Raw genomic sequence first — 24,508 nt, 5'->3', positions numbered from 1 at the left:
GATCATGAGATTCCATTATACTTTTCAAAAAGTGGTGGACTTGAAGGGTAACGAAAAAACACAGGCAGAGTGGATGCTCTCAAGCGCGCTCGGAGAACTGCAGGCACAGGAAAAAAGTCTGGATGAATTAATCGACCAGCGCAACTCGCTGATGTCGTCATTGCAAAGTGCTGCACAGCAGAAGACACCGATGGCCAAGCTTCGTGAAATGCAGGATTACATGGATTATCTCGACAAATGCATCGCCCGGAAGCTTTCTGATATCAGCCGGGCGCATATCGAGGTTCAGAGTAAGCAGGACAACCTGAGTACGAAGGTTCTTGATGAGAAGGTATGGCTCAAAGCCAAAGACAAGGCACAGACCGCATTTTTGCAGAATATGAGTTTACGGGAACAAAACGAACTGGATGAGATGGCTACCGTCCGCTTCGCGATGAAATCCCTCTAACCCGGGAGGTTTCCGCTAGTGGCAAATAATCAAATGGAACTTGAAGATGAAGGGTCGGCAGGCAAGCTGGAGCGTTTCTTGTTTTTGATGATTCCGATCATCTTTACGCTTGTATTGCTTGGCGTACTGTTAACCCTATTTAATATGGACATCCGCCAGAATGTACTGGCGATTGCCAACAAAATTCCTATCGTAGAGAAGTGGGTGCCTGATCCGCCGCCGGACCCAGCTGCACCGGGTGAAGCAGCGGAGAATCCGCCAGCAGAGAGTAAAGAGCAGGCTGCCAGCTCCGAGAGCACGATCAAAGAGCTCAAAGCACAGCTAACCGAGCAAGGGGAGAAGCTGAAGAAGGCTGAAGAAGACAAAGCAGCGGAGACCACCAAGGCAGAAGCCCTTCAGAAGCAGATTGACGGCTTGAAGAGCGCAGCGGCAACAGCGGCAGCCACCGAGGAGGAAGAAGATCCGTATCTGAAGAAAGTGAAGGATCTTGCCAAGCTGTATGCTGGAATGAAGGCTTCCAAGGCAGCCCCGATTATGGAGAATCTGACTACAGATGAGATGGTTCAGATCTTCAGTGTGATGAGTAATGCCAGCAAGTCGGCCATCTTGGAGAAAATGGATGCCAAAAAAGCTGCCGATGTATCCATAAAGCTAAAAGAAACCACAAATTCAACCGATATGGCTATTGCAGCCCTTCAATCCAGATTGAAGCAGGAGGCAGGTACAACCCCTCCTAAGCCTTCAGCCAATCTGGATCAGGAGAAGCTCAGCCAGACGTTCACCAGCATGCCGGCTGCGGATGCAGCAGTGCTGCTTGGTTCCATGTACAGCCTCAGCCCGGATAAGGTCATTACTGTTCTGAATTCCGTCAGTGACACCGTCCGTTCCTCTATTCTGGGGGAGATGACCAAGAAAGACAGCAAGCAGACTGCCAAAATTGTAAACCGTCTGATGGGCGGAAAATAATGATTGAAGGGAGGTGAAAAAGATGAGTTTAATTGTACAAACGTTAACCGCAGGTAATCTGGCTGCTGCCGGAGGGACAACACCGGGGACAACCGGGACGGCGAGCCCGGCAACAGCTTTTGCCCAGACTCTGGTTCAGAGCATGATGGGAGCTGCCGCGACTACAGGCTCTGAGACTCCTGTAACCGGTAATTTGGCTTCATTGCTGCAGGGACTCCTGAATGCTGTACAAGCTCAGGGAGAAGAGACTGGGAGTGCAGAGGTTAAGAAAGCAAGCCTTCTGGAAGGTCTTGAACAGGACATGGAGAACATGGACGCCAGTCTGGAGGCTGATCCGGCATTGCTTGCAGCGCTTCAAGGCTGGCTGCTTCAAGTATCTGCTCTTGTATCCGGGAATACTCCGGCCGTTCAAGAGGATGGAACAGAGAGTACCGCAGATGCTTCCGGCAGCTTATCACCGCTTGCCCGGAATCCTGAAACCTTGCGGTTTGCGGTTCAAGACGAACTGAACAGCCTGGTTCAACTGGTTCAGGATGCGGCAGTAAGCGGCGATCAAGATACAGCAGCCAAAGGGGCTGTGCTTCTGAGTCAATTCTCGGCTATTCTGGCGGAGAGTGTTCCTGCCGATAACAAGGCCAAGACTGCCAAGCCTACGGCAATTGTTGAGGCTCCGGCAGCGATGCCTAAGCAGACAATAGGAACCGAGCCTGAAGTTCAAATGTATAACAAAGCCGATTTGGCAGCGGATGTCCGCAAGCTATTGGGGGCTTCAGCGAGCACTGGTTCCATGCTGAATGCAGCGGCAGTGGCCGGCACCGCCGAAGCTGTAGCTGCAGATGAAGTATCTGCTCCTGTTATCACAGGGATAGCTGCCGTATTGAAGGAGGCGGGGGCTGCTGAAGAGACTCTACCCGCGGGCGAAGCGGTAACCCAGGAGCCGGAAGTTGTAACGGCTGGACAGTTGTCTCTGCGCGGCGGAATTACGGCGCCTTTGAAGGCGGAAGCAGCACCGGTGCCGGTTCAGCAATTCGCCCAGCAGATGAATACGTTTATCAGCGGCAAGCTTGAGATTGTCCAAAAAGGCGGAGTAGCTGAAGCTACCATTACGTTATTTCCGGAGAACCTTGGACAAGTGGATGTGAAGATTACCATGCAAAACGGAAATCTGATTGCACAGTTCCTGACCCAGCATGCCGGGACCAAGGATATGCTTGAGCAGCAGATGAGCCAGCTTCGATTGGCTTTGCAGTCCCAGGGACTTCAGGTAGAACGGCTGGAAGTCACACAGAATAACAACTCCCCTCAGTCACAGTGGGCTGGACAGCAGGGTCAACAGGCGGGGACGGGCGGACAACAGCAAGGCAGACGCCCGCGGGAACGCCAGGAAGAATCCGCAGATGCAGTGCTGGCAGCAGAGCTTAACGGAGAATGGAAAGATTGGGTCTCGGCGGCTCAGCAGGAGAATAGCCAGAGCGGCGGATTCTCAGCGAAGATTTAATGAACAGGACAAGCGAGGTGAATTAATATGGCAACAACTCCAGTCTCAAACAGCAATCAATGGAATTATGTATCGGATTCAAAGACCCCCAAAACAACCGGTACCTCTACACTGGGCAAGGATCAGTTCTTGAAAATACTGATTACCCAGCTGCAGAATCAGGACCCGATGCAGCCGATGGAAGATAAGGAATTCATCGCCCAGATGGCCCAGTTCTCCTCCGTGGAGCAGCTTATGAACATCTCAACCCAGCTTACGGCGCTGAATCAGTCTCTTGGTTCTGTATCCGGCCTGATCGGCAAAGATATCACCTGGACAGATGCCGAGACCAAATTGCCGAAATCAGGCAATGTGGAATCCATAGTTGTCAGCAGCGGTGTGCAGTACGCGGTGGTAGGCAAAGAACGGATTGCTCTAACCGATATTATGCAAATCCAGAATGCCGGTAAAGAACCGGAAGCGGTCAATGAACCGGAAGCGGTCAATGAACCGCCAGCAGCCAATGATCCTGCAACAGGCGCCGGGGAGAGCGGGGAGGCCACATGAGCGACAGAATAACTATCGGACAGTTATATCCATCCTCTGTACATCCTTCGGCTCTGCAGCGTCAGCAATCTGTTAAGGGTTCATCAAGTCCCGAGGCGTCGTTCGAGAGTGTGCTCCATAAGAATATGCTGAAGTTCAGCAACCATGCAACGAAACGTCTGGAACAGCGGGGAATCGAGCTTGGCAGCCGCCAGTTGGACCAAATCTCCTCTGCGGTAGATAAAGCAGCCGCCAAAGGCAGCAAAGAATCACTGATTCTTATGAAAGACATGGCGCTGATTGTAAGTGTTGCGAACAGGACAGTAGTTACGGCTATGGATGGCAATTCCATGAAAGACAATGTATTCACGCAGATTGACAGTGCAGTTATTATATCTTGAACCGGCTGGTCCTGACTGGAGAGCCGAAAGTGGCCGCCGACCGACTGACGCGGCCATCGCTTCAGAAGCATCATTCAAATTCATAAGAGTCAGAAGACTCTATATCCGGGAGGACGATAAATAATGTTAAGATCCATGTACTCAGGAGTTTCAGGTATGCGCGGGTTCCAGACTAAGCTTGATGTCATTGGTAACAATATTGCGAATGTCAATACTATCGGTTTCAAATCCGGCCGCGTAATGTTCAAGGATATCATGAGCCAGACCGTCTCAGGGGTTACCGCACCTGGGGAGGAGGGCCAAGGCGGGGTCAATGCCAAACAGATCGGTCTTGGGGTATCTATCGGCTCTGTGGATACGATGCATACTGCCGGCAGTGCGATGACTACCAATAACCCTACTGATCTGCGGATTGACGGGGATGGATTCTTTCTGGTGAAGCTCTCGGGTGATCAGGATGTTCCGTTCCTGACCCGTGCTGGAGATTTCCATATGGATGCCAGCCGCAACCTGATCACTTCCGATGGCTTGCATGTCGTGGATTCCGGCGGCGGAGTCATTCAACTTGCTGACGAAGTTACTGCATTCTCTATCTCCAGTGACGGTACGATTGTCCAGACCATGGCTGATGGTACAACTGAAGCAGGCGTTCAGATCGGCATCGGCAAAGTCAGTAACCCGCAGGGGCTTGAGAAAATCGGCGGTAACTTGTACCGGATGTCCTTAAATGCAAATGCTGAAGGCGCACTGGAGCCAACGACTGCCAATGATGCAGAAGTGGGAACAGGTACTATCGTTGCAGGGCAGCTGGAGATGTCCAATGTGGATCTGACCGGTGAGTTTACGGAGATGATTGTGACCCAGCGCGGTTTCCAGGCGAATTCGCGGATTATTACCACTTCTGATGAAGTATTACAGGAAGTAGTTAACCTGAAGCGTTAAGCTTGTACCATAATAATATACTTGCTGTATAATAATAACGTTTTGCCTAGGGCGGAAATGTTATTACCAGTCGTGGGGGAGGAACTCCTCCCCCTATTTTTGTTAGGGGGCCTGTTATGATTTCGGTAACAAGATTGAACGGGACAGCAATGTGGCTGAATGCCCTGCTGGTTGAAATGGTTGAGGAATCACCGGATACGTATATTACGCTGGTAACCGGCAAAAGGCTGATTGTGCTTGAAAAGGCCGATGAGGTCATTAACAAGATCAAGGAATATAACAGGGACATAGGCACACATGCTGCCACCATTAAAGTCCAGTCAATGGAGGAGCTTTCATGAAAAAGATGCTGCCGTGGCTCATTACGATATTGCTGGCCGTTACACTGATCGTAGTAGCCGCATTCTTACTAATGGACAGGTTTTTCCCGAGTGATGCGAATGATGTGAACCAAGCTGTCCAGAATGTGGAGGCCAAGAAGCAGAGCGCCGATGAAATCGTCGCGTTGACGGCCGAAGTCAAAGACATCAAAACTAATCTTGCTGATCCCGATTACATCCTTTCAATTGACATCGCACTGCAACTGGATTCCGCGAAGTCCAAGGAAGAATTCGAAAAAATAAAAGCCATAAAGATCACGCCGATCATTATCAAGGCGATTGCCGATGCCAAGCCCGAGGAACTGAACGGGGCCAGCGGCAAGGATCAATTCAGCAGCAAGCTGGTGAATTTAATCAATAAGAACCTGACGGAGGGTTCAATAACCCAGATCGGATTCTCTAAATTCATTCTAGCGCCAATGTAGCTGGCTGCCGGCGGGTCAATTCTTTGATAGGGGGGTGATTGAATTGGTTGATGTACTATCACAAAACGAAATTGATGCTCTGCTTGCTGCACTATCATCCGGTGAAATGGATGCCGACGAACTTAAAAAAGAAGAAACCCAGAAAAAAATCCGCTCTTATGATTTCAAACGGGCCGTACGATTCTCTAAAGATCATATCCGCAGTCTTACCCGGATTCATGATAACTTTGCCCGCTATCTTACGACGTACTTTTCGGCTCAATTGCGCACCTTCGTGCAGATCAATGTCGTTCAAGTAGAGCAGCTCCCTTATGATGAGTTTATCCGCTCCATTCCCAAAATGACGATATTGAATATTTTTGAAGCCGAGCCGTTAGAGGGACGCATGGTTATGGAGGTCCATCCGAATATCGCGTTTGCCATGCTAGACCGGCTGCTCGGCGGCTTCGGAACCGCGCCCTCCAAGATCAATGCTTTGACTGAAATCGAGACGACGATAATGGAGAGGATTTTCAGCAGATGCTTTGAGAGTCTGCAGGAAGCCTGGAAGACCGTGCTAGATATCCATCCCCGGATGGAAGCACTGGAGACGAATCCGCAGTTCATGCAAATTGTATCGCCGAATGAGACGATTGCCCTGATCTCTCTCAGCACCAAAATAGGGGATACCACGGGAATGATCAATCTTTGTATCCCTCACGTTGTTCTGGAGCCTATTATGTCGAGGCTGTCAGTACACCAGTGGTTTGTCTCCGAGAAGAAGGTGCGGGATGAGGTTGAGCTTGAAGCCATCCGGGCACGGGTTCACCGCGCTCAGCTTCCGATCGTGGCTGAGCTGGGTGAATCGAGGTTATCTATAGCTGAATTTCTCGGACTCAGCATCGGCGACGTGATTTCTCTTAACAAGACTGTGGATTCCGGTCTGTCGATCAAAGTAGGGGACAAGCTGAAATTCATCGGAAGTCCTGGGATGATCAAAGAACGTGTGGCTGTGCAAATAGACGAGATTGTCAGCGAAGGGGTTGAAGAGTTTGACGAGTAAAGATTATTTGTCCCAGGAAGAGATAGATGCTCTTCTCAGACAGTCTGCGGAAGGCAATTTGGCTCCTTCACCGAAGACAGTGGATGATTACTTAACACCATTTGAACAGGATGCACTGGGAGAGATTGGCAATATTACCTTCGGTAGTGCGGCAACTGCGCTCTCTACGCTGCTGGGCAAGAAGGTTGATATTACAACGCCCAAGGTATCCATTATTACCCGCGGAGAGTTCGAAGAGGCCTTTCCCAAACCCCATGTGGCAGTTCACGTTCAGTATGTGGACGGCTTCCAGGGAATCAATTCCCTGGTCATCAAAATCAGGGATGCCCAGGTCATTGCCGATCTCATGCTTGGCGGTGAAGGTGAACCGAAGGATGAGGAACTGAATGAAATTCATATCAGCGCCGTGCAGGAAGCCATGAACCAGATGATGGGCTCGTCCGCTACCTCCATGTCGACGATCTTTAACAGATTCGTCAATATTTCTCCGCCGGGCATAGATATTCTTAACATGTCCAGCGGAGAAGGGGTAGGAAGTCTTCCGGATGATGAAACCCTGATCCAGATTTCGTTCCGGCTAAAAATCGGCGACCTGATTGATTCCACGATCATGCAGCTGCTGCCGGTTCAATTCGCCAAGGATATGGTAACCATGCTGCTTGGCGATGTCAGCCAGGCTGACCAGGAGGCGGCTGTGTCCTCCGCTGAAGCCCCATCGAAGCCGGCGGCACCGCCACAGGCAGCTGCAGCACCGGAGCCTGCACCCGCACAGCCTGCTGCTCAGCAGCAGACGCCTGCGCCTGAGGCCGGGGGATACCCGCCGCAATATCCGCCGCAGGGTCAGGGGATGCCGCCTTATCCGGGTATGCCGGAAGGGGGATATTATTATCCGCCGGCAGGAATGCCCGCCTACGGGATGCCGGGGATGCCGCCTTACGGAGCACCGCCGCAAGGAATGCCATATCAGCAGGCTCCGCCCCAGAATCCGGCACAGGGCCGCAATGTGAACGTGCAGCCTGTACAATTTGCTAATCTGAGTGCAGGCGCTTTCGGCAATATCGACGAGAACAATTTAAATTTATTGATGGACATACCACTGAAGGTAACCGTAGAATTAGGAAGGACCCAGAAGCAGATCAAAGATATTCTGGAAATGTCGCAAGGTTCAATTATTGAACTGGACAAGCTGGCAGGCGAGCCTGTTGACATTCTGGTCAACAACAAGCTCATTGCCAAGGGGGAAGTCGTAGTTATCGACGAAAACTTCGGTGTCCGCGTTACGGATATCGTCAGCCAGTGGGACCGTATACAAAAATTACAATAAGCATACTTAGGGAGGATTTTGTAAAAATGGCTAACCGAATTCTAATCGTGGACGATGCAGCATTTATGAGAATGATGATCCGGGACATTTTGTCGAAGAACGGATTTGAGGTAGTGGGTGAAGCCCAGGATGGTTCACAGGCTATAGAGAAATTTAAGGAACTGCGTCCGGACCTGATCACGATGGATATCACCATGCCTGAAATGGACGGAATCGCCGCCCTCAAAGAAATCAAAAAAGTAGATGCCAATGCCAAAGTCATCATGTGTTCAGCCATGGGTCAGCAGGCTATGGTCATTGATGCAATTCAAGCCGGTGCCAAGGACTTTATTGTGAAGCCTTTCCAGGCAGACCGTGTAATTGAAGCCATCAATAAAACGCTGGGTATATAGGAACAAGGTATGTTAGCCAATTCCGGAACGCTCGGAGACAGTGGTAATGGCCTGCTGAATTTATTGAGAGTTGTCTTCTTTCTTGCCGTAATTATTATTCTTATCGTGCTTTTGATCCGTTTTTTGGGACGCCGCAATCAGACCCTGATGAGCGGCCGTTCCATTCGTACGCTGGGCGCGCTTGGACTTGGTCCGAATAAGTCGATTCAGATCATAGAGCTTGGCGGCAGCCTCTACCTGATTGGAGTGGGTGATAACATATCCATGATGGATAAGATCACAGATCCTGCTGAAGTGGCACTGATTATTTCCGCTTTTGAAGATCAGAACGCAGGAACGGGCAATATCATTACACCGCTAATCGCCAAAATCAAATCCAAGCTGCGCGGTGAGATCCCTTCCCAGGAAATTGAGCTTAGCGAGACTTCGTCGTTCTATGAGACTCTGCAATCCAAGCTTGCCCTTGCGCCCGAGCGTAAAGAGAAGCTGGAAGAACTGCTTAGGGATGATGATCTTAAGAAAGAGTCGGGGGATGTATGAAAAAAAAGCTGATTCTTTCTGCACTGCTGCTTGGTATATTCAGTATCCTGCTGCTGCATCCGGTTCATGCCGAGCCGATTCCTAATATCAGCATACAGGTTGGGGACAATGACGCTTCGAGCGGGGGGACAAGCTCCATATCTATCCTGCTTCTGGTCACGGTTCTGAGCATAGCGCCTTCATTTCTGGTGCTGATGACCAGCTTCACACGGATAGTGATCGTACTGGGGTTCGTAAGAACTTCACTCGGCACCCAGCAGATGCCTCCGAACCAGGTGCTTGTGGGACTGGCTCTATTCTTGACCCTGTTTATTATGTCTCCTACTCTGGCAACAGTGAACGAGACGGCGTTACAGCCCTATATGAAGGGCACTCTGACCCAGAGTGAAGCGCTGAACAAAGCGCAGGAGCCGATTAAGGAATTCATGTTCAAGCAGACCAATACGAAGGACCTGCTGCTGTTCATGAACTATACCGGCAACAACGCTACTGTCAAACCGGCCAGCTATAAGGATATTCCTTTAACCGTTATTGTGCCGGCTTTTGCGATTGGTGAGATGAAAAAAGCGTTTACTATGGGATTTATGATTTTCATCCCTTTTCTCATTATTGATATCGTGGTGTCCAGTACCCTCATGGCCATGGGGATGATGATGCTGCCGCCGGTCATGATATCTTTACCCTTCAAAATCATGCTCTTTGTGCTGGTGGACGGCTGGTACCTTGTAATCAAATCGCTGCTGCTAAGTTTTAACACCTGACTTGTAAGAGGAGGCATAAGGGATGAATGCGGAGTTTGTCATCGGTCTGGCCGGCCAAGCCGTATATTTGGTGCTGGAGACCAGCGCCCCCATGCTGATTCTTGGTCTGGTGGTAGGACTGATAGTCAGTATATTTCAAGCCACAACCCAGATTCAGGAGCAGACCCTCGCGTTTGTTCCCAAAATCGTTGCCGTACTGCTGGCTTTACTGCTGTTCGGTCCGTGGATCATAACGAAGCTGGTGGATTTCACCAGTCAAATTCTGGGCAGCCTCCATATGTATATCGGTTGAGACTATGAATATAGAGACACTGATGCAAAGTTTTCCTGTCTTTCTGTTGATTTTTTGTCGAATTTCAGCCTTTTTTGTTGTCGTTCCCGTCTTTTCGTCGCAAAGCGTGCCGACAACCTTCAAAATTGGTTTGTCTTTTTTTGTGTCCATGGTTATCTTCAGCTCAGGCAGCATGAACGTCACCGTTCCGCAGGATCTGAGTTTCATCCTTCTGATTGTCAGGGAGGCTCTAATCGGGCTGTTGCTCGGGTTTGTCGCCTACCTGATGTTTATGACGATTCAGACTGCGGGCTCCTTCATTGATATTCAGATCGGGTTCGGGATCGCTAACGTCATCGACCCGATGACCGGGGCTTCGGCGCCTATCATCGGCAACTTTAAGTATATGATTGCGCTGCTGCTGTTCCTGAGTATGAACGGTCATCACTACCTGCTGGATGCCATTGTGTACAGTTACAAATGGGTGCCGATTGATAATGATCTGTTCCTTAGAATGGTGGGTGGAAGCTTGTCGGAGTTTCTGGTCCGCACTTTTGCCCAATCCTTTATGCTGGCCTTTCAAATGTCGGCTCCGCTGGTTGCGGCACTTTTCCTGACGGATGTGGGTCTTGCCTTCCTGGCGAGAACCGCGCCGCAATATAATGTGTTCGTTATCGGTGTTCCGCTCAAAATCATTATAGGTCTGGCGTTGCTGCTTATACTGATGCCGGGGCTGGCTGCGTTGTTCCAGAATCTCTTCGAGATTATGTTTGAGTCCATGCACAATCTGCTTGGCCTCATCGGGAAGAGTCCTTAGGCTACGGTAAGGAGAGAGTGTCATGGCAAAGCCGCAAAGATATAAGCTGGATCTTCAGCTGTTCGGGGGAGATAAGACAGAGAAAGCAACCCCGAAGAAACGGCAGGATGCCCGCAAGAAGGGGCAGGTTGCAAAAAGCGCTGAAATATCCGGTGCAGTGGTGCTTTTCTCGGCGCTGCTGTCGCTGAGCGTATTTGGCGGCTTCATGAAAGAACGGTTCATTAATCTGTACACAGATGTGTTCCAGAACCGGATGATGATGGAAGTGACGCCGGAGAATATCTCCGCGCTGTTCAACCAGTACGGGCTGCAGATTCTGATTCTGCTCGCCCCGCTGCTGGGCATCACTTTCCTTCTGGCGCTTGTGGTCAACTTCGCACAGGTAGGCTTCATGGCTTCCGGCGAAGGGCTTACGCCTAAGTTCAGCAAGATCAACCCCATCAAAGGCTTCAAGAACATTTTCTCTATGCGTTCGTTTGTGGAGTTCCTCAAATCGGTCTTCAAGCTCATTCTGATTGCCTATCTGGTCTACAGTACGCTTTGGGGGGAGAAGGAGAGTTTTGCTTCCCTCGCGCATGTCAATGCGGAAGGGGTGTACGGCTTCGTTGCAAAGCTGACGATGAGCCTGGGCATCAAGATTGCAGCAGCTCTTTTTATCATGGCTGTACTGGACTATATCTATCAGAAGTACGAGCATGAGAAAAGTCTGAAGATGTCCAAGCAGGACATTAAGGATGAGTACAAAAAGATGGAGGGTGACCCCATCATCAAAGGCAAGATCAGAGAGCGTCAACGCAGAATGGCGATGCAGCGGATGATGCAGGAGGTCCCCAAGGCCGATGTCATCATCACGAACCCGACCCACTTTGCGGTCGCCCTGAAGTATGACGGTTCCAAAATGGAGGCTCCGCAGATTATAGCCAAAGGCCAGGATTATGTGGCGCTCCGCATCAGGGAGCTGGCCAAGGAGCATGGTGTTGTAACGATGGAGAATAAGCCGCTGGCACGGGCGTTATTCCAGAGAGCGGAGATCGGTGATGTAGTTCCGGCCGATCTGTTCCAGGCGGTTGCCGAAGTGCTGGCCTATGTATACAAGCTTAAAGGCAAGAGGAGATAAGCCGGGGGAGGTTAAGGACATTGAAAGCTAAAGATCTAACAGTTCTACTGGGCGTTATCGGTATTGTGCTTATGATGATTCTGCCCATCCCTGTCTGGCTTTTGGATGTACTGTTAATTGTCAACATTTCGATAGCCCTGACCATTATATTGGTCGCCATGAATACCAAGGACCCGCTCCAGTTTTCGATTTTCCCTTCACTGCTCCTGATCACAACGCTGTTCCGACTGGCGCTGAATATATCCACTACCAAACTGATTCTTGGTGATGGTCATGCCGGTGAGGTGGTAGCTACATTCGGAAGCTGGATTGCAGGGGGACAAATCGCCATAGGGTTCATCGTCTTTCTGATTCTGGTGGTTGTGCAGTTCATTGTTATCACCAAAGGCTCAGAGCGCGTTGCCGAGGTGGGAGCACGCTTTACACTGGATGCGATGCCCGGCAAGCAGATGAGTATTGATGCGGATCTGAATGCAGGGATGATCAATGAGCAGCAGGCGCGCGAACGCCGGCGTAATGTTGAACGCGAGGCGGATTTCTTCGGAGCCATGGATGGTGCGAGCAAATTCGTTAAAGGAGACGCCATTGCCAGCATTATCATCCTGCTGATCAATCTGATCGGCGGCTTTATTATCGGGATGACGATTCACGGAATGTCCTTCCAGGATGCGCTTTCGACCTATTCCATACTGACGATCGGGGATGGTCTGGTCAGCCAGATTCCGGCATTGCTTATCTCCACCGCTTCCGGTCTGATCGTAACCCGGGCAGCATCGGAGGGCAATCTGGCCGAGGATTTGACCGGTCAATTGCTGTCTTACCCGAAGCTGCTCTACATAGTAGCGGTTACGATTGCTTTTCTCGGCTTCTTCACACCGATCACGGTGATGTCCACTCTGCCTTTGGCGGGACTGATGGGTTATGCGGCTTACAGTATGGGGAAGAAGGCCAGCAGGCAGCAGATGGCTGATGAACAGCTGGTAGAGGAGAAGCAGATCGAAGAGGTGCGAAGTCCCGAAAGTGTCATTAATCTGCTTACAGTGGACCCGATCGAATTCGAATTTGGGTATGGTCTGATTCCACTGGCGGATACGGGACAAGGCGGCGATCTGCTCGACCGTATCATCATGATTCGACGGCAATGTGCACTTGAGATGGGCCTGGTGGTGCCGGTTATTCGTATTCGCGACAATATTCAACTAAAACCGAATGAATATGTCATCAAAATTAAAGGAAATAACGTTGGCGGCGGTGAATTATTACTTAATCACTATCTTGCCATGAGCCCTGGTTATGATGACGAGTCGATTAGCGGGATTGAGACTATTGAACCATCCTTCGGGCTGCCGGCCTTATGGATTGATGAATCCGTGAAGGAGCGGGCCGAATTATCAGGCTATACCGTCGTTGACCCTCCTTCCGTGGTAGCCACGCATCTGACAGAGCTGATCAAAAGGCATGGACATGAATTGCTTGGCCGCCAGGAGACGAAGCAACTGGTTGACAATCTCAGGGAGAATTATCCTGTGCTGGTGGACGAGCTTATCCCTTCTATTCTTGCAGTTGGTGATATTCAGAAGGTACTGGGCAAGCTGCTGCGCGAGAAAATTTCTATCCGCGATCTTGTTACCATCTTCGAGACTCTTGCCGACTACGGTACGTATACCAAGGACCCTGATATTCTGACTGAATATGTGCGGCAATCGCTCTCCAGACAGATCACTCAGCAGTTCTCGCAGTCGGGGGAGACCCTGCGCGTAATTACAGTGGGTCCCGGCCTTGAGAAAAAGATATCCGAAAGTGTGCAGCAGACCGAGCAAGGCAGTTATCTGGCGCTCGATCCGGTCTCTACTCAAACCGTCTATCAACGGCTTACCGAGCAGATTAACCGTCTCCTGCAATCCGGCCAGCAGCCGATTGTACTGACATCTCCAACGATTCGTATGTACCTGCGGCAGGTGATTGAACGGACCATGCAGGATATACCGGTGTTGTCTTACAGCGAGCTTGAGCCCAATATTGAAATTCAAAGCGTCGGGGTGGTGAACTTATGAGAGTGAAGCGTTATGTGGTCGATACGATGCCTGACGCCATGCATTCTATCCGCAGCGAGCTTGGAAGCGATGCCGTTATATTAAGCACCAAAGAAATTAAAGTTGGCGGATTCATGGGCATGTTCACGAAGAAGAAGATTGAAGTGGTAGCTGCGGTGGAGGACGGGCAAAAGGCGGCTGCGCAGGAGAAGGCTCCTGCACAGCCGATGAATGTACCGCGGAGTGCAGTGCCGCAGGCCTATCAGAAGGCTGCCACAGCTTCGGGTGCCCCTGCCCCGCCGCCTGTAACGGTGAAGGATGCGGCAGCTGGAAAGAGCTTTGCCGAGATTGCTGCTGCATTGGCTGATCCTCACGAACAGGGGGGAGGTGTCGCTGTGATGCCCCGGTTGTCCAAAACTGAAACGCCGGACATCCTCACAGAGGACAGCGTCCGGGAGCAACCCCCTGTTCCGAACCCGGAGGATAGCCGGAAGGCGCTTGCAGCAATCTATGAATCGCTGGCGGCGGAACAGCCTGAACCGGCGGTTGCCGCTTCCTCTGAGAGTGATGTGCTGAAGGAAATCCGGGATATGAAACATTGGATGGAACGGATTGCCCGTTACTCCTCGGGGGCTGCAGAACTGCCTGATGAGCTGGAGGCTTTGAAAAGCCGGCTGATAGATCAGGAGACTGACGCTGTACTTGTAGAGGAATGGATTGGAACAGTTCTGGAGCGTTATCGTGAAGAGGGAAGCACCTGGGCTCCAGGGCATTTTGAAGAAGTACTTAGAGAGCAGATTGACGGTTTCCTGGCTGGCCGTATTGCCGGCGGAATCGCACCGGATACCCGGATCGTATACATTGCCGGGCCGACAGGTGTCGGTAAGACGACAACGATTGCCAAGCTGGCCGCGGAGCAGCTGTTCAAGCAGGGCCGCAAGGTGGGTCTGATTACCTCGGATACTTACCGCATATCCGCCGTTGAACAGCTTAGAACCTACGCATCCATTCTCAATATGCCGCTGGAGGTTGTCCAGTCGCCGGGGGATCTGCAGCGGGCTATGTTCCGGCTGGAAGGCTGCGATCTGATTCTTATGGATACAGCTGGGAGGAACTACCGCAACGAGATGCTGGTGGCTGAACTCCAGAGTCTGCTGGCCAGGGAACTCAAAAGTGAGACCTTACTGGTGCTCAGCTTAACCTCCAAAAGCCGTGATATGAAAAAAATCGCCGAGCACTTCGGCAGATACCAGCTGGATAAGGTGGTTTTTACGAAGCTGGATGAAACGGGAAGCTACGGACCGCTGTTCAATGTGCTGAATGATTTTCCGCTGAAGTTGTCCTACATGACCAATGGACAGAATGTTCCTGATGATCTCATTATGGCAACCGTGGAACAGATTAGCGGAATGCTGCTGGGAACAGGGGGCGAATGATGGACCAGGCGCAGTCGTTAAGACGGCTGGTTTCCAGCCAGGATTCCAGACAACCCTCCGGAAGCGGAGCGTCCGCCCGCATCATTACGGTATGCAGCGGGAAGGGGGGAGTCGGGAAGTCGAATTTCACCCTTAACTTCGCGCTTGCACTGAAGGCCATGGGGCGTAAGGTCCTTCTGTTCGATGCAGACATCGGAATGGCTAATATCGACGTTCTGATGGGTGTGTCCACGAAGTTCAACCTGTACCACCTGCTCAAACGGGAAGCTGATATCGGACAGATCATTCAGCTCGGACCGCAATCCCTGCCTTTTATTGCAGGCGGTTCCGGGATGGATGAGCTGTTCGCGCTCTCGGAGGAGGATCTGAATTACTTTACCACACAGATTGCACTCATTGCCGATACGATGGATTTTATATTATTTGATACAGGGGCGGGACTGTCGAAGGAAACGATGAAATTTATCACCTCTGCCGATGACTGCCTGGTTGTGACCACTCCCGAGCCTACAGCCATTACAGATGCTTATGCTCTTATGAAGGTAGTTCATAACTCGCATCCGGAGGTATCGTTCAGGCTGATCGTCAATCAGGCAGGGGATGAACGGGAGGCCAGGGTGACCAGCGACAAAATCCGCATGGCCGCCAGCCGGTTCCTGCAGCTCGAACTCCCGTACCTCGGTTATATCAGCAGCGATCCGCATGTAGTCCAGGCAGTGAAGAAACAAATTCCATTCTCAGTGGCTTTTCCGAACAGTATTGCAGCAAAGGATGTGCACAGGCTTGCGCTGAGCTATCTGGCTGCTGATTCAGTAGAAACCGCTAAAGTTCAAGGCATCAAGGGATTTATCAGCAAGTGGTTGAAGCGAAACAAATAATTGTTCTGAATTCGAGGGACAGAGGTGGAAATGCTATGAGGCCATATAAAGTTCTGGTTGTGGATGATTCTGCATTTATGCGCAAGATCATTTCCGATTTAATCGAAAACGATGCCGACTTTCAAGTAACAGCGACGGCTGCCAACGGCCGTGAGGCGATAGAGAAAGTTAATGAGCTTCGTCCGGATCTGGTAACCATGGATGTGGAGATGCCTGAGATGAATGGCCTGGAGGCGCTGAAAATAATCATGGCCCAGCGTCCGCTTCCCGTCATTATGCTGTCAGGCATCAATGAACAGGGGATGAAGGAGACCATACTGGCCTTGGAGTGGGGGGCTTTCGATTTCATCCGAAAGCCGTCCATTTCAAACTCCCAGGATATCATCGCTGTCGGAGAATCCCTCCGCGAGCAGATGAACGAGGCCATGCTGGCGCGTGAGCAGCGGGAAGCCCGGGCATCTGCCGTCAAGGCGCCGGAGCCGCCGCTTCCGGCAGCAGAGCCGCCTGCTCCGCGAACCGTGATCGAGCCGGCGAAGCGGAAGCCGGAGCCGCTCAGCAAAGAAGCGGGTACACTGCGGGCGCCGCTGCTAGGGGCAGACAAGCCGAAGGGCAGAACGACGCTTGAACCTCCGGCAGATACACGGAAGCCGGGGCAAAGCACTGATCCGGCGGTTACAAGGCGTGTGGCTAAGCCGATGCCTGAGGTGGCCAAACCGGCTACCGACCGGTTCAAAAGCCGGCCCCGGGAGGAACGGGGGACTGGAATACCTGGGCAGCGGGCAGCTGCTGAAACTGCGGCAGGCTCGTTCATCGAACCTCCGGCAGCCTCAGGAAGCCAGGCAAGCGGAACCCGTGGAGTACGCAAGCTGGTTGCTGTGGGATGTTCAACCGGAGGCCCGAGAGCGCTGAAGGCGTTCCTGGAGAATATACCCGGTGATTTCCCGGCGCCGATTGTTATTGTCCAGCATATGCCGCCTAACTTCACCAAGTCGCTGGCCCAGCGGCTGAATACCTTCAGCAGTCTGGAGGTTGCTGAAGCGGAGCACGGGATGGTGCTCCGGCAGGGCGCGGCCTATATTGCTCCGGGAGGATACCACTTGAGAGTGGTTACTGGAGCCGGCGGACAATATGTAATCGAGCTTACGAAGGAAGAGGTCCGTAATGGACATCGTCCGTCTGTAGATACATTGTTTGAATCGGTATTGCAGCTTACCTCGCTTGAACGTCACGCGGTCATTATGACGGGGATGGGCAGCGATGGGGCCCGTATGATGAAAGCACTCTACGATTCGGGGGTGACATCAACCTTTGCCGAGAGTGAAGAAACCTGTGTGGTTTACGGGATGCCGCGGTCTGCAGTAGAGCTGAAGTGTGTAAGATACATCCTGCCTTTGCAAGAAATTGCTCCAAGGCTGGTACAAGCCGTTAAATAACCGAAAAGCGAACTCGAAGGGGAGGTACCCGCTCATGGACATGAACCAATACTTATCCATGTTTATTGATGAGTCAAATGATCATCTGCAGTCCTTGAACGAAAGCATGATGGGGCTGGAAGCAAATCCTGAGGATCTGAGCATTGTCCAGGTGATTTTCCGCTCTGCCCATACCTTGAAAGGTATGGCGGCTACAATGGGTTTTGAAGATTTGGCTTCGCTTACGCACCAGATGGAGAATGTGCTGGATCTGGTGCGCAACAACAAGCTGCGGATGCAGGATTTCATCTTTGATACCCTATTCAAAAGTATTGACGCTCTGGAATCCATGGTGGAGGACATTACCGGCGGGGGAGCCGGTAAAGCCGATGTCTCGTCGATTGTCTCTTCTCTGCAGGCGATCGTCCGCGGAGAAGTACCTTCTGCCAGCGGAGCTGCTGCTGAAGTAACGGCAGCCGCGTCCGGTAATGCCTCTGCAGCCCAGGTGTTTCTGGATGAATTCCAGTATTCTGTGCTGGAGCAGTCTCTGCAGGAAGGCCATCAGGTGCTGTACGTGGATGTGGCTATCCGCAAGGATTGTCAGCTCAAGGCCGTACGTGCATACATGGTGTTCGACCTCCTGGAGCGTTCCGGAGAAGTTGTCAAATCCTTCCCTTCGGTTCAGGACATAGAGCAGGAGAAATTCGACTACGGATTCTCGCTCTACTACATAACCCAAAAGGATGCAAGTGAAATTCAGAAGATGATTCTGAATTTGTCAGAGATTGATGCGGTTACGGCAGTGGCGCTGGATCAGGAGTCGCTGCGCCAGATGGGACAAGAGAGTGCGGCTACGGCTGAAGCTGTGGCTCCGGCTCCGGTGCAGGAGGCTGCCCCCGAGGCTGTCCATAATGCTTCTCCTGCGGCTTCCGTGCACGCCAAGGAAGAGAACGGCAAAGCCGCTCCGGCGAGAGCAGGAGGAACACCTTCTCCTTCCCGGACCATCCGGGTGGATATCGAGCGTCTGGATGTGCTGATGAATCTGTTCAGTGAGCTGCTGATTGACCGTGTCCGGCTGGAGCAGCTGGCTTCCGAAGTCCAGAACGGGGATCTTACGGAAACGGTCGAGCATATGGGCCGGGTCAGCGGAGATTTGCAGAATATTGTCATGAAGCTGCGCATGGTTCCGGTGGATACCGTATTTAACCGGTTCCCGCGGATGATCCGCGACCTTGCCAAATCGCTGGACAAGAAAGTGGATTTAATCATCACTGGTGCCGATACGGAGCTTGACCGTACCGTGATTGATGAGATTGGCGACCCGCTGGTGCATCTGCTGCGTAATGCGGTTGACCACGGGATTGAATCCATTGCAGACCGGATCGCTGCCGGCAAGCCGGAGACAGGCACCGTTCAGCTTCGCGCATTCCATAGCGGCAATCACGTTTTCATTGAGATTGAAGAGGATGGCAAAGGGATCTATCCGAAGAATGTACTGGCGTCTGCGGTCAAAAAAGGTGCAATTACCCAGGAGCAGGCGGGGACGATGTCGGATGACGAAGCTTACCAGCTGTTATTTGCCCCAGGCTTCAGTACGGCTGAGGTCATCTCGGACGTATCGGGCCGGGGGGTCGGGCTGGATGTGGTCAAAGCGAAGATCACAGCACTGGGCGGCAACGTCACTATCTACTCCACACCGGGAAAAGGTACGAACTTCTCTGTTCAGCTTCCGCTCACGCTGTCGATCATTGCCGCAATGCTGGTGCGCCTGGGCTCAGAGAAATACGCCATTCCGCTGTCTTCTATAGTAGAAACAGGAATTGTGAAGCAATCCCAGGTACGGACCATTCACGGCAACAAAATGCTGGAGTTCCGGGGCAGCCATATTCCGCTGGTCTCCCTGAGCAAGATCTTCTCCATTCCGGATTATGATGAAAGCGCGGAAGAGGAGACAGAGATCGTGGTCGTGCGTAAGGGAGAGCGGCTGGTTGCTCTTGCTGTGCAGGACTTCATCGGCCAGAACGAAATTGTTATCAAGAATCTTGGCAAGTACCTGCCTGAGGTACAAGGGATTTCGGGAGCTACAATTCTTGGAGACGGACAGGTTGCACTCATTATCGATCCGAATGCTTTTATCAAATAATCAGGTTAGAACAGGGAGGGTCATTCCATGGCTGAAGATATCAAAGTCATTGTATTCAAGCTTGGCACTGAGGAATACGGCATTGAGGTAGAGAAGGTCCAGACGATTGAACGCATGATGCCAATTACCCGCGTACCGAAGACCTATTCGTTTATCAAAGGTGTAATCAACCTGCGCGGTGTCGTTATTCCGGTTATTGATCTCCGCGGACGCTTCGGGATCGAGGAAGCAGAGCATACGGACCAGACCCGGATTATTATTGTAAATGTCAACGATATGGAAGTGGGCTTCATCGTGGATTCAGCCAATGATGTCATCGACCTGAACCGTGATATCATTGACGTACCGCCGGATGTTGTGGGGGGAATCCGGGCGAAGTATCTGGACGGGGTGGCCAAAATAGGAGATGATCGTCTGCTGATTATGCTCAACCTGTCTGAAGTACTCAACAAGGGCGAAATTGTACAGCTCGAAAGCCTGGAGGGCTAGCCTATGGAGCTATTCAAGAACTTCAAGGATTTCAAAATGGATGTGCTCAAGGAAGTCGGGAATATTGGAGCCGGCAACGCTGCCACCGCATTGTCGCAGCTGCTCAATAAGCCGATTGATATGGCTGTTCCGAAGGTACAGCTGCTCAGCTTCGAGGAGATCACCGACAAGGTAGGCGGAGCGGAAGAACTGGTGTATGCGGTATTCCTGCGCGTTGAAGGGGAAGCACCGGGTAATCTGTTCTTTATTCTTAGCCCGGAAGCGGCAAGTAACCTGCTCAGCCGGATTGCCGGAATTGAGATCTCCGGCGGCGATGAGCTGAGTGAGATGGAGTTATCCGCATTAAGCGAGATCGGCAATATCCTGGCCGGCTCCTACCTCTCTTCACTGGCGGACTTCACCTCGCTGTCCATGTACCCGACAGTACCGGCGCTTGCGATGGATATGGCCGGAGCCATTCTGGGCTACGGACTGCTGCAATTCGGTCAAATGGGTGATGATGCGCTGCTGATTGATACTACTTTTCTAGAAGGCCAAAATGAAATTGAAGGACAATTCTTCCTTATTCCCGATCCGGAATCGTTCCCCAAAATATTCAAAGCCTTAGGAGTACCGTTCGATAATGATTGAAGAACAGAGCATTATTAAAGTAGGTATGGCGGATCTGAATGTAGGCAGTCAGGATAGTCTTATCCGTACGACGGGTCTTGGCTCCTGCGTAGGTCTGACTCTGTTTGATCCCGGTAAAAAGCTGGCTGGCATGGCGCATGTCATGCTGCCTTCGTCAGAGATTGCGCGGGAAGGACAGCTGAACATTGCCAAGTTCGCAGATACCGCAGTCCCTGAGCTGTTGGCCCGCCTGTTGGGGCTGGGGGCAGTTAGAAGCCGGATTGTGGCCAAGATGGCCGGAGGCTCACAGATGTTTGCTTTTGCCGGAGGGAGTGACACCATGAGGATCGGGCCTCGGAATGTAGAATCATGTAAGCTTGCTCTTGATAATCTTCATATTCCGCTCATCGCGGAGGACACGGGTGGCAATTATGGGCGTACGATAGAAATCTCCTGCAACACCGGAGTGATTTTTATCCGCAGCGTTCAAAAAGACCCGAAGGAAATATAGCCATGAGCAGGAAACTATTGCTGAATGCTGTGGCCGGGCTGATCGGATTTGTTTTTACATTTCTTGCAAACCAGGGACAGAACCTGCTTGGAACCAGCCTGATTCGGGGCATCTACGGATTTATTATCTGGTTTGTGCTTGCTTTTCTCCTGAGATGGGTATTGGGGTTTATTGCCGGTAAGCCCGCTGAATCCTCGGACCCGGAAACCGGTCTGTACGATAATGGTGAATCACTTGGCGCCAAACTTGATATTAGTACACCTGAAGAGGATCAGGAATTGAAAGACCTGCTTACTCCTAAGCGGGAGGCGGCAAGCGAAGAGGCGGGAGGGTTCACCCCTTTGCAGCCTCCGAAGCTAGTCTCTATGAAAGATCCTGAAGAATTGGCCAAGGCCGTTCGTCACCTGAAAGAAGAATAAGCGAGTGCTGCGGCGAAAGTCCGTATTCTTGCGCCGCATGATACCGCTGACTAAACTTTGGGAAGGGTGAAAGCCGTTGAACGAGCGTAAAGCAGCTCAGTCGGAAACAGACCAGCTTTGGGAACAGTGGAAAGAGCACGGTAATCCTGAAGCCAAAAAAAAGCTGATTGAGAGCTATCTCCATATTGTTGATTACGTGTCCAGCCGTCTGGCAGTAGGGCTGCCCAAAAATGTCTCCAAGGATGATTTGGCCAGCAACGGTGTGATGGGACTCATTGATGCCATCGAGAAATTCGACTACAAGCGGGGGCTTCAGTTCCAGACCTATGCATCCTGGCGGGTAAGGGGAGCAATCCTTGATTCTCTGCGGCAAAGTGACTGGGTCCCCAGGTCGGTACGCGAAAAAGCGAAAAAAATCGAGGATGCCTACCAGCAGCTGGAGCAGAAGTATTTGAGATCCGTAAGTGACGATGAAATGAGCAAGTATCTGAATATTTCAGAAACGGAGTTTCAGACTATGCTGCAGGATGTTGCAGTCATGTCGCTCTGCTCATTGGAAGATCCTATACGTGAAGAAGAATCAGAGACACGGATGTCTATTTTGGTAGATGACAAGGCCAAGAATCCGGACCGTAAAGTGAATGAGTTCTATCTGCGGGATACGTTAACCAAGGGGATCGAGAAATTAACAGTGAAAGAACGGACCGTTGTGTCCCTTTTATATTATGAGGATTTATCTTTAAGCGAGATTGCCGAAGTGATGTCACTATCGCCTTCGCGGATCTCACAGCTTCATTCCAAGGCTATTTTGCGGCTAAGAGGAACACTTGAGAAGAACCGGGACCTTCTAATGCAAAATGATTAACCGGGCGACGGTGACAAGGGGGAGCAGAATTTGATCGGTCAATATGTTTTGAGCCAATACCTGAGTATTACATTCTCGGATGATAAGGGGATTGCTTACCTTCAGTTCACCAAGAAGGATGAGAATTTCTCCTGTTCGATTGAAGACCTTGACAGCTTCCTGTACAGTCACAATATTCGTTTCGGCATCCAGCGTGATATAGTTCAGCGGATCAGCAGCAATCCGGAGGAATACTTCTGGAACAGGGTGCCCATCGCAATCGGGCAGCCTGCTGTCAACGGTAAGGACGGCCGTGTGGTGCTCACCGTTGATATGGAAGAAGACCGCAAACCCCTGGAGAAAGAGGACGGCAGGGTTGACTACAAAGAGCTCGTCCGGCTGCACAATGTCAGAAAAGGCCAGCTCATAGCCAGGGTTATTCCGGCAGAGAGCGGTGTGAACGGCAAGATGGTGACCGGAGAGGAGCTTCCTTGCAGGGCGGGGAAGGAGGCTCATTTCAAGGTAGGCAAGAATGTGGTGGTGGATCAGGAAGAAACTTCGATGTACTCGGCGATTGACGGACTGGTTACGCTGACAGACAAAGGCAAGATTAATGTATTTCCTGTGTATGAAGTTAACGGGGATGTGGATTACAGTACGGGGAATATCGACTTTGTAGGTACTGTTGTCATCCGCGGCAATGTGCTTACCGGCTTCACCGTCAAGTCTGCCGGGGATATCCGGGTGGTCGGCGGGGTGGAAGGGGCTGAACTGATATCAGGCGGTTCCATCGAGATTACCGGCGGAATCATCGGATATAACAAAGGTCTCATCAGCGCGGGCAAGAATGTCAAAGTCTCCTTCATTCAGGACGGCAACGTCGTTGCCGGAGAAGATGTGATCGTCTCACAGAGTATCATGCATTCTAATATCCGTGCAGGCCATGATGTGCTGTGTAACGGGGCCAAGGGCTTAATTGTGGGCGGTATTGTGCAGGCAGGCGAGCGGGTGATTGCCCGGACCATCGGCAACACGATGTCCACGGCTACGGCGATAGAGGTGGGCGTTGTTCCCGAGCTGAGAAATGAGATCAATGAATTGCGCCAGGAACTGCGTCAGCTTCTCGAGAATGAGGACAAGACGAATAAGGCGCTGTACCTGCTCAATCAGTTGGCGAATAATGGTCAGCTCTCGCCCGATAAGATTGCACTTCGTGTGAAGCTAAATGCAACGAAGCAGTCCCATATGCGTGACGAAAAGAAAATCAAAGAGCGCGTGCTGGAGATCGAACGCATGCTGGAGGATACCGGCAGAGCAAGGGTTGATGTCGTCAAGACGATCTATGGGGGTTCCAAGATCGTTATCGGCAGATACACCAGGTTCGTCAAGGACCCGACAGAACGGGTATCCTTCGTCTACAGTGAAGGGGATATCTCCATAACGCCTTACATCTAATCAGGCGGGCAGCCAGGGCGGCCTGCCATTCCTTGATTCTGAAACCAATTACGGGAGAAGAGGGATCTTATGAGTCTGAAACCGGTGGAACTGCAAATTGCGCTGCCCCGTACTCATGATGCGGGCAAAGTTCAGAATAACCTGCAGCAGCGTCCTGCCCTTGACCAGCAGCAGCTGGCAGGCCAGAATGTGAAGCACAGTCAGGAAATCTCGCTGCGCAGCACGGAGGTAGATGAGTCTGCCGAATCTGCGCTGCGGGACGGCGGCAAGGGAAGTGGTCCGGGGAGCCAGAGTTATCCGCGCAGACAGGACCAGCAGGAGAAGACTCATGATGCCGAACATCCCTTCAAAGGGCATCGCATTGATTTCAGCCTTTGATAGTTAAATATGGAAGATTAATATGAATTAAACGCAGAAGGAGATTACACAT

The 24,508-nt window shown here is 51.4% G+C and carries 28 protein-coding genes; all 28 read left to right on the top strand.

What is annotated here, in order from left to right:
- The first annotated feature begins 4 nt into the window (after positions 1-4).
- On the top strand, positions 5-448 hold the full coding sequence (gene fliJ / locus KDC22_RS19540) for a flagellar export protein FliJ (RefSeq protein ID WP_211720064.1): 444 nt from the start codon (positions 5-7) through the stop codon (positions 446-448).
- Positions 449-466: 18 nt separating this feature from the next.
- Positions 467-1,414 (top strand): MotE family protein, encoded by a 948-nt coding sequence (locus KDC22_RS19535; protein ID WP_246552767.1) that lies wholly within the window; start codon positions 467-469, stop codon positions 1,412-1,414.
- 22 nt (positions 1,415-1,436) lie between these two features.
- Positions 1,437-2,912 (top strand): flagellar hook-length control protein FliK, encoded by a 1,476-nt coding sequence (locus KDC22_RS19530; protein WP_211720063.1) that lies wholly within the window; start codon positions 1,437-1,439, stop codon positions 2,910-2,912.
- Positions 2,913-2,939: 27 nt separating this feature from the next.
- Positions 2,940-3,458: a flagellar hook capping FlgD N-terminal domain-containing protein gene (locus KDC22_RS19525; protein WP_211720062.1), complete on the top strand. Its 519-nt coding sequence runs from the start codon at positions 2,940-2,942 to the stop codon at positions 3,456-3,458.
- Positions 3,455-3,838: a TIGR02530 family flagellar biosynthesis protein gene (locus KDC22_RS19520; RefSeq protein ID WP_211720061.1), complete on the top strand. Its 384-nt coding sequence runs from the start codon at positions 3,455-3,457 to the stop codon at positions 3,836-3,838. The genes KDC22_RS19525 and KDC22_RS19520 overlap by 4 nt, the downstream gene beginning before the upstream one ends.
- Positions 3,839-3,961: 123 nt before the next feature.
- Positions 3,962-4,780, top strand: coding sequence for a flagellar basal body rod protein FlgG (gene flgG / locus KDC22_RS19515; RefSeq protein ID WP_211720060.1), 819 nt, complete (start codon positions 3,962-3,964; stop codon positions 4,778-4,780).
- Positions 4,781-4,896: 116 nt separating this feature from the next.
- On the top strand, positions 4,897-5,121 hold the full coding sequence (locus KDC22_RS19510) for a flagellar FlbD family protein (protein ID WP_211720059.1): 225 nt from the start codon (positions 4,897-4,899) through the stop codon (positions 5,119-5,121).
- Positions 5,118-5,585, top strand: a complete 468-nt coding sequence (locus KDC22_RS19505; RefSeq protein WP_211720058.1) for a flagellar basal body-associated FliL family protein — start codon at positions 5,118-5,120, stop codon at positions 5,583-5,585. Before KDC22_RS19510 ends, KDC22_RS19505 begins: the two co-directional genes overlap by 4 nt.
- A 43-nt stretch (positions 5,586-5,628) precedes the next feature.
- Positions 5,629-6,627: a flagellar motor switch protein FliM gene (gene fliM, locus KDC22_RS19500; protein WP_173133196.1), complete on the top strand. Its 999-nt coding sequence runs from the start codon at positions 5,629-5,631 to the stop codon at positions 6,625-6,627.
- On the top strand, positions 6,617-7,951 hold the full coding sequence (gene fliY, locus KDC22_RS19495; RefSeq protein ID WP_211720057.1) for a flagellar motor switch phosphatase FliY: 1,335 nt from the start codon (positions 6,617-6,619) through the stop codon (positions 7,949-7,951). The genes fliM and fliY overlap by 11 nt, the downstream gene beginning before the upstream one ends.
- Before the next feature lie 26 nt (positions 7,952-7,977).
- Positions 7,978-8,343 carry a response regulator gene (locus KDC22_RS19490; protein ID WP_036692515.1) on the top strand — a complete coding sequence of 122 codons (366 nt, stop codon included), beginning with the start codon at positions 7,978-7,980 and terminating at the stop codon, positions 8,341-8,343.
- A 63-nt stretch (positions 8,344-8,406) separates the two neighbouring features.
- Positions 8,407-8,883 (top strand): flagellar biosynthetic protein FliO, encoded by a 477-nt coding sequence (locus KDC22_RS19485; RefSeq protein WP_246552765.1) that lies wholly within the window; start codon positions 8,407-8,409, stop codon positions 8,881-8,883.
- A complete protein-coding gene (gene fliP, locus KDC22_RS19480; RefSeq protein WP_173133204.1) occupies positions 8,880-9,644 on the top strand; it encodes a flagellar type III secretion system pore protein FliP in 765 nt (254 codons plus the stop codon). Before KDC22_RS19485 ends, fliP begins: the two co-directional genes overlap by 4 nt.
- Positions 9,645-9,666: 22 nt before the next feature.
- Positions 9,667-9,936, top strand: a complete 270-nt coding sequence (gene fliQ, locus KDC22_RS19475; protein WP_173133207.1) for a flagellar biosynthesis protein FliQ — start codon at positions 9,667-9,669, stop codon at positions 9,934-9,936.
- A gap of 4 nt (positions 9,937-9,940) precedes the next feature.
- A complete protein-coding gene (gene fliR / locus KDC22_RS19470; RefSeq protein WP_173133210.1) occupies positions 9,941-10,732 on the top strand; it encodes a flagellar biosynthetic protein FliR in 792 nt (263 codons plus the stop codon).
- Between the two features lie 22 nt (positions 10,733-10,754).
- Complete coding sequence (gene flhB, locus KDC22_RS19465; RefSeq protein WP_173133213.1) at positions 10,755-11,849, top strand: flagellar biosynthesis protein FlhB; 1,095 nt, start codon at positions 10,755-10,757, stop codon at positions 11,847-11,849.
- A 20-nt stretch (positions 11,850-11,869) separates the two neighbouring features.
- Positions 11,870-13,903 carry a flagellar biosynthesis protein FlhA gene (gene flhA, locus KDC22_RS19460; protein ID WP_173133216.1) on the top strand — a complete coding sequence of 678 codons (2,034 nt, stop codon included), beginning with the start codon at positions 11,870-11,872 and terminating at the stop codon, positions 13,901-13,903.
- Entirely contained in the window at positions 13,900-15,318 is a 1,419-nt protein-coding gene (gene flhF, locus KDC22_RS19455; protein ID WP_211720056.1) for a flagellar biosynthesis GTPase FlhF, read from the top strand. The genes flhA and flhF overlap by 4 nt, the downstream gene beginning before the upstream one ends.
- On the top strand, positions 15,315-16,196 hold the full coding sequence (locus KDC22_RS19450) for a MinD/ParA family protein (protein ID WP_211720055.1): 882 nt from the start codon (positions 15,315-15,317) through the stop codon (positions 16,194-16,196). Before flhF ends, KDC22_RS19450 begins: the two co-directional genes overlap by 4 nt.
- Positions 16,197-16,231: 35 nt before the next feature.
- The gene (locus KDC22_RS19445) at positions 16,232-17,629 is read left to right on the top strand and encodes a protein-glutamate methylesterase/protein-glutamine glutaminase (protein ID WP_211720054.1); all 1,398 of its coding nucleotides are present in this window, start codon (positions 16,232-16,234) and stop codon (positions 17,627-17,629) included.
- Between the two features lie 34 nt (positions 17,630-17,663).
- A complete protein-coding gene (locus tag KDC22_RS19440; protein ID WP_211720053.1) occupies positions 17,664-19,751 on the top strand; it encodes a chemotaxis protein CheA in 2,088 nt (695 codons plus the stop codon).
- A gap of 27 nt (positions 19,752-19,778) precedes the next feature.
- A complete protein-coding gene (locus KDC22_RS19435; RefSeq protein ID WP_173133232.1) occupies positions 19,779-20,240 on the top strand; it encodes a chemotaxis protein CheW in 462 nt (153 codons plus the stop codon).
- A gap of 3 nt (positions 20,241-20,243) precedes the next feature.
- Complete coding sequence (locus KDC22_RS19430) at positions 20,244-20,870, top strand: chemotaxis protein CheC (protein ID WP_173133234.1); 627 nt, start codon at positions 20,244-20,246, stop codon at positions 20,868-20,870.
- On the top strand, positions 20,863-21,360 hold the full coding sequence (locus KDC22_RS19425; RefSeq protein ID WP_173133236.1) for a chemotaxis protein CheD: 498 nt from the start codon (positions 20,863-20,865) through the stop codon (positions 21,358-21,360). The genes KDC22_RS19430 and KDC22_RS19425 overlap by 8 nt, the downstream gene beginning before the upstream one ends.
- A gap of 29 nt (positions 21,361-21,389) precedes the next feature.
- The gene (locus KDC22_RS19420) at positions 21,390-21,779 is read left to right on the top strand and encodes a hypothetical protein (RefSeq protein ID WP_246552763.1); all 390 of its coding nucleotides are present in this window, start codon (positions 21,390-21,392) and stop codon (positions 21,777-21,779) included.
- 76 nt (positions 21,780-21,855) lie between these two features.
- Positions 21,856-22,644, top strand: a complete 789-nt coding sequence (locus tag KDC22_RS19415) for a FliA/WhiG family RNA polymerase sigma factor (protein ID WP_173133240.1) — start codon at positions 21,856-21,858, stop codon at positions 22,642-22,644.
- A gap of 30 nt (positions 22,645-22,674) precedes the next feature.
- Positions 22,675-24,078, top strand: a complete 1,404-nt coding sequence (locus KDC22_RS19410; protein WP_173133242.1) for a flagellar assembly protein A — start codon at positions 22,675-22,677, stop codon at positions 24,076-24,078.
- Between the two features lie 69 nt (positions 24,079-24,147).
- A complete protein-coding gene (locus KDC22_RS19405; RefSeq protein WP_173133245.1) occupies positions 24,148-24,456 on the top strand; it encodes a hypothetical protein in 309 nt (102 codons plus the stop codon).
- The last annotated feature ends 52 nt before the right edge of the window (positions 24,457-24,508 follow it).

This window comes from Paenibacillus tritici, from assembly GCF_018207515.1.
Lineage (GTDB): Bacteria > Bacillota > Bacilli > Paenibacillales > Paenibacillaceae > Paenibacillus_AQ > Paenibacillus_AQ tritici.
Note: the sequence above shows the minus strand (reverse complement) of the source record. Positions and strands in the feature narration are given on the sequence as shown.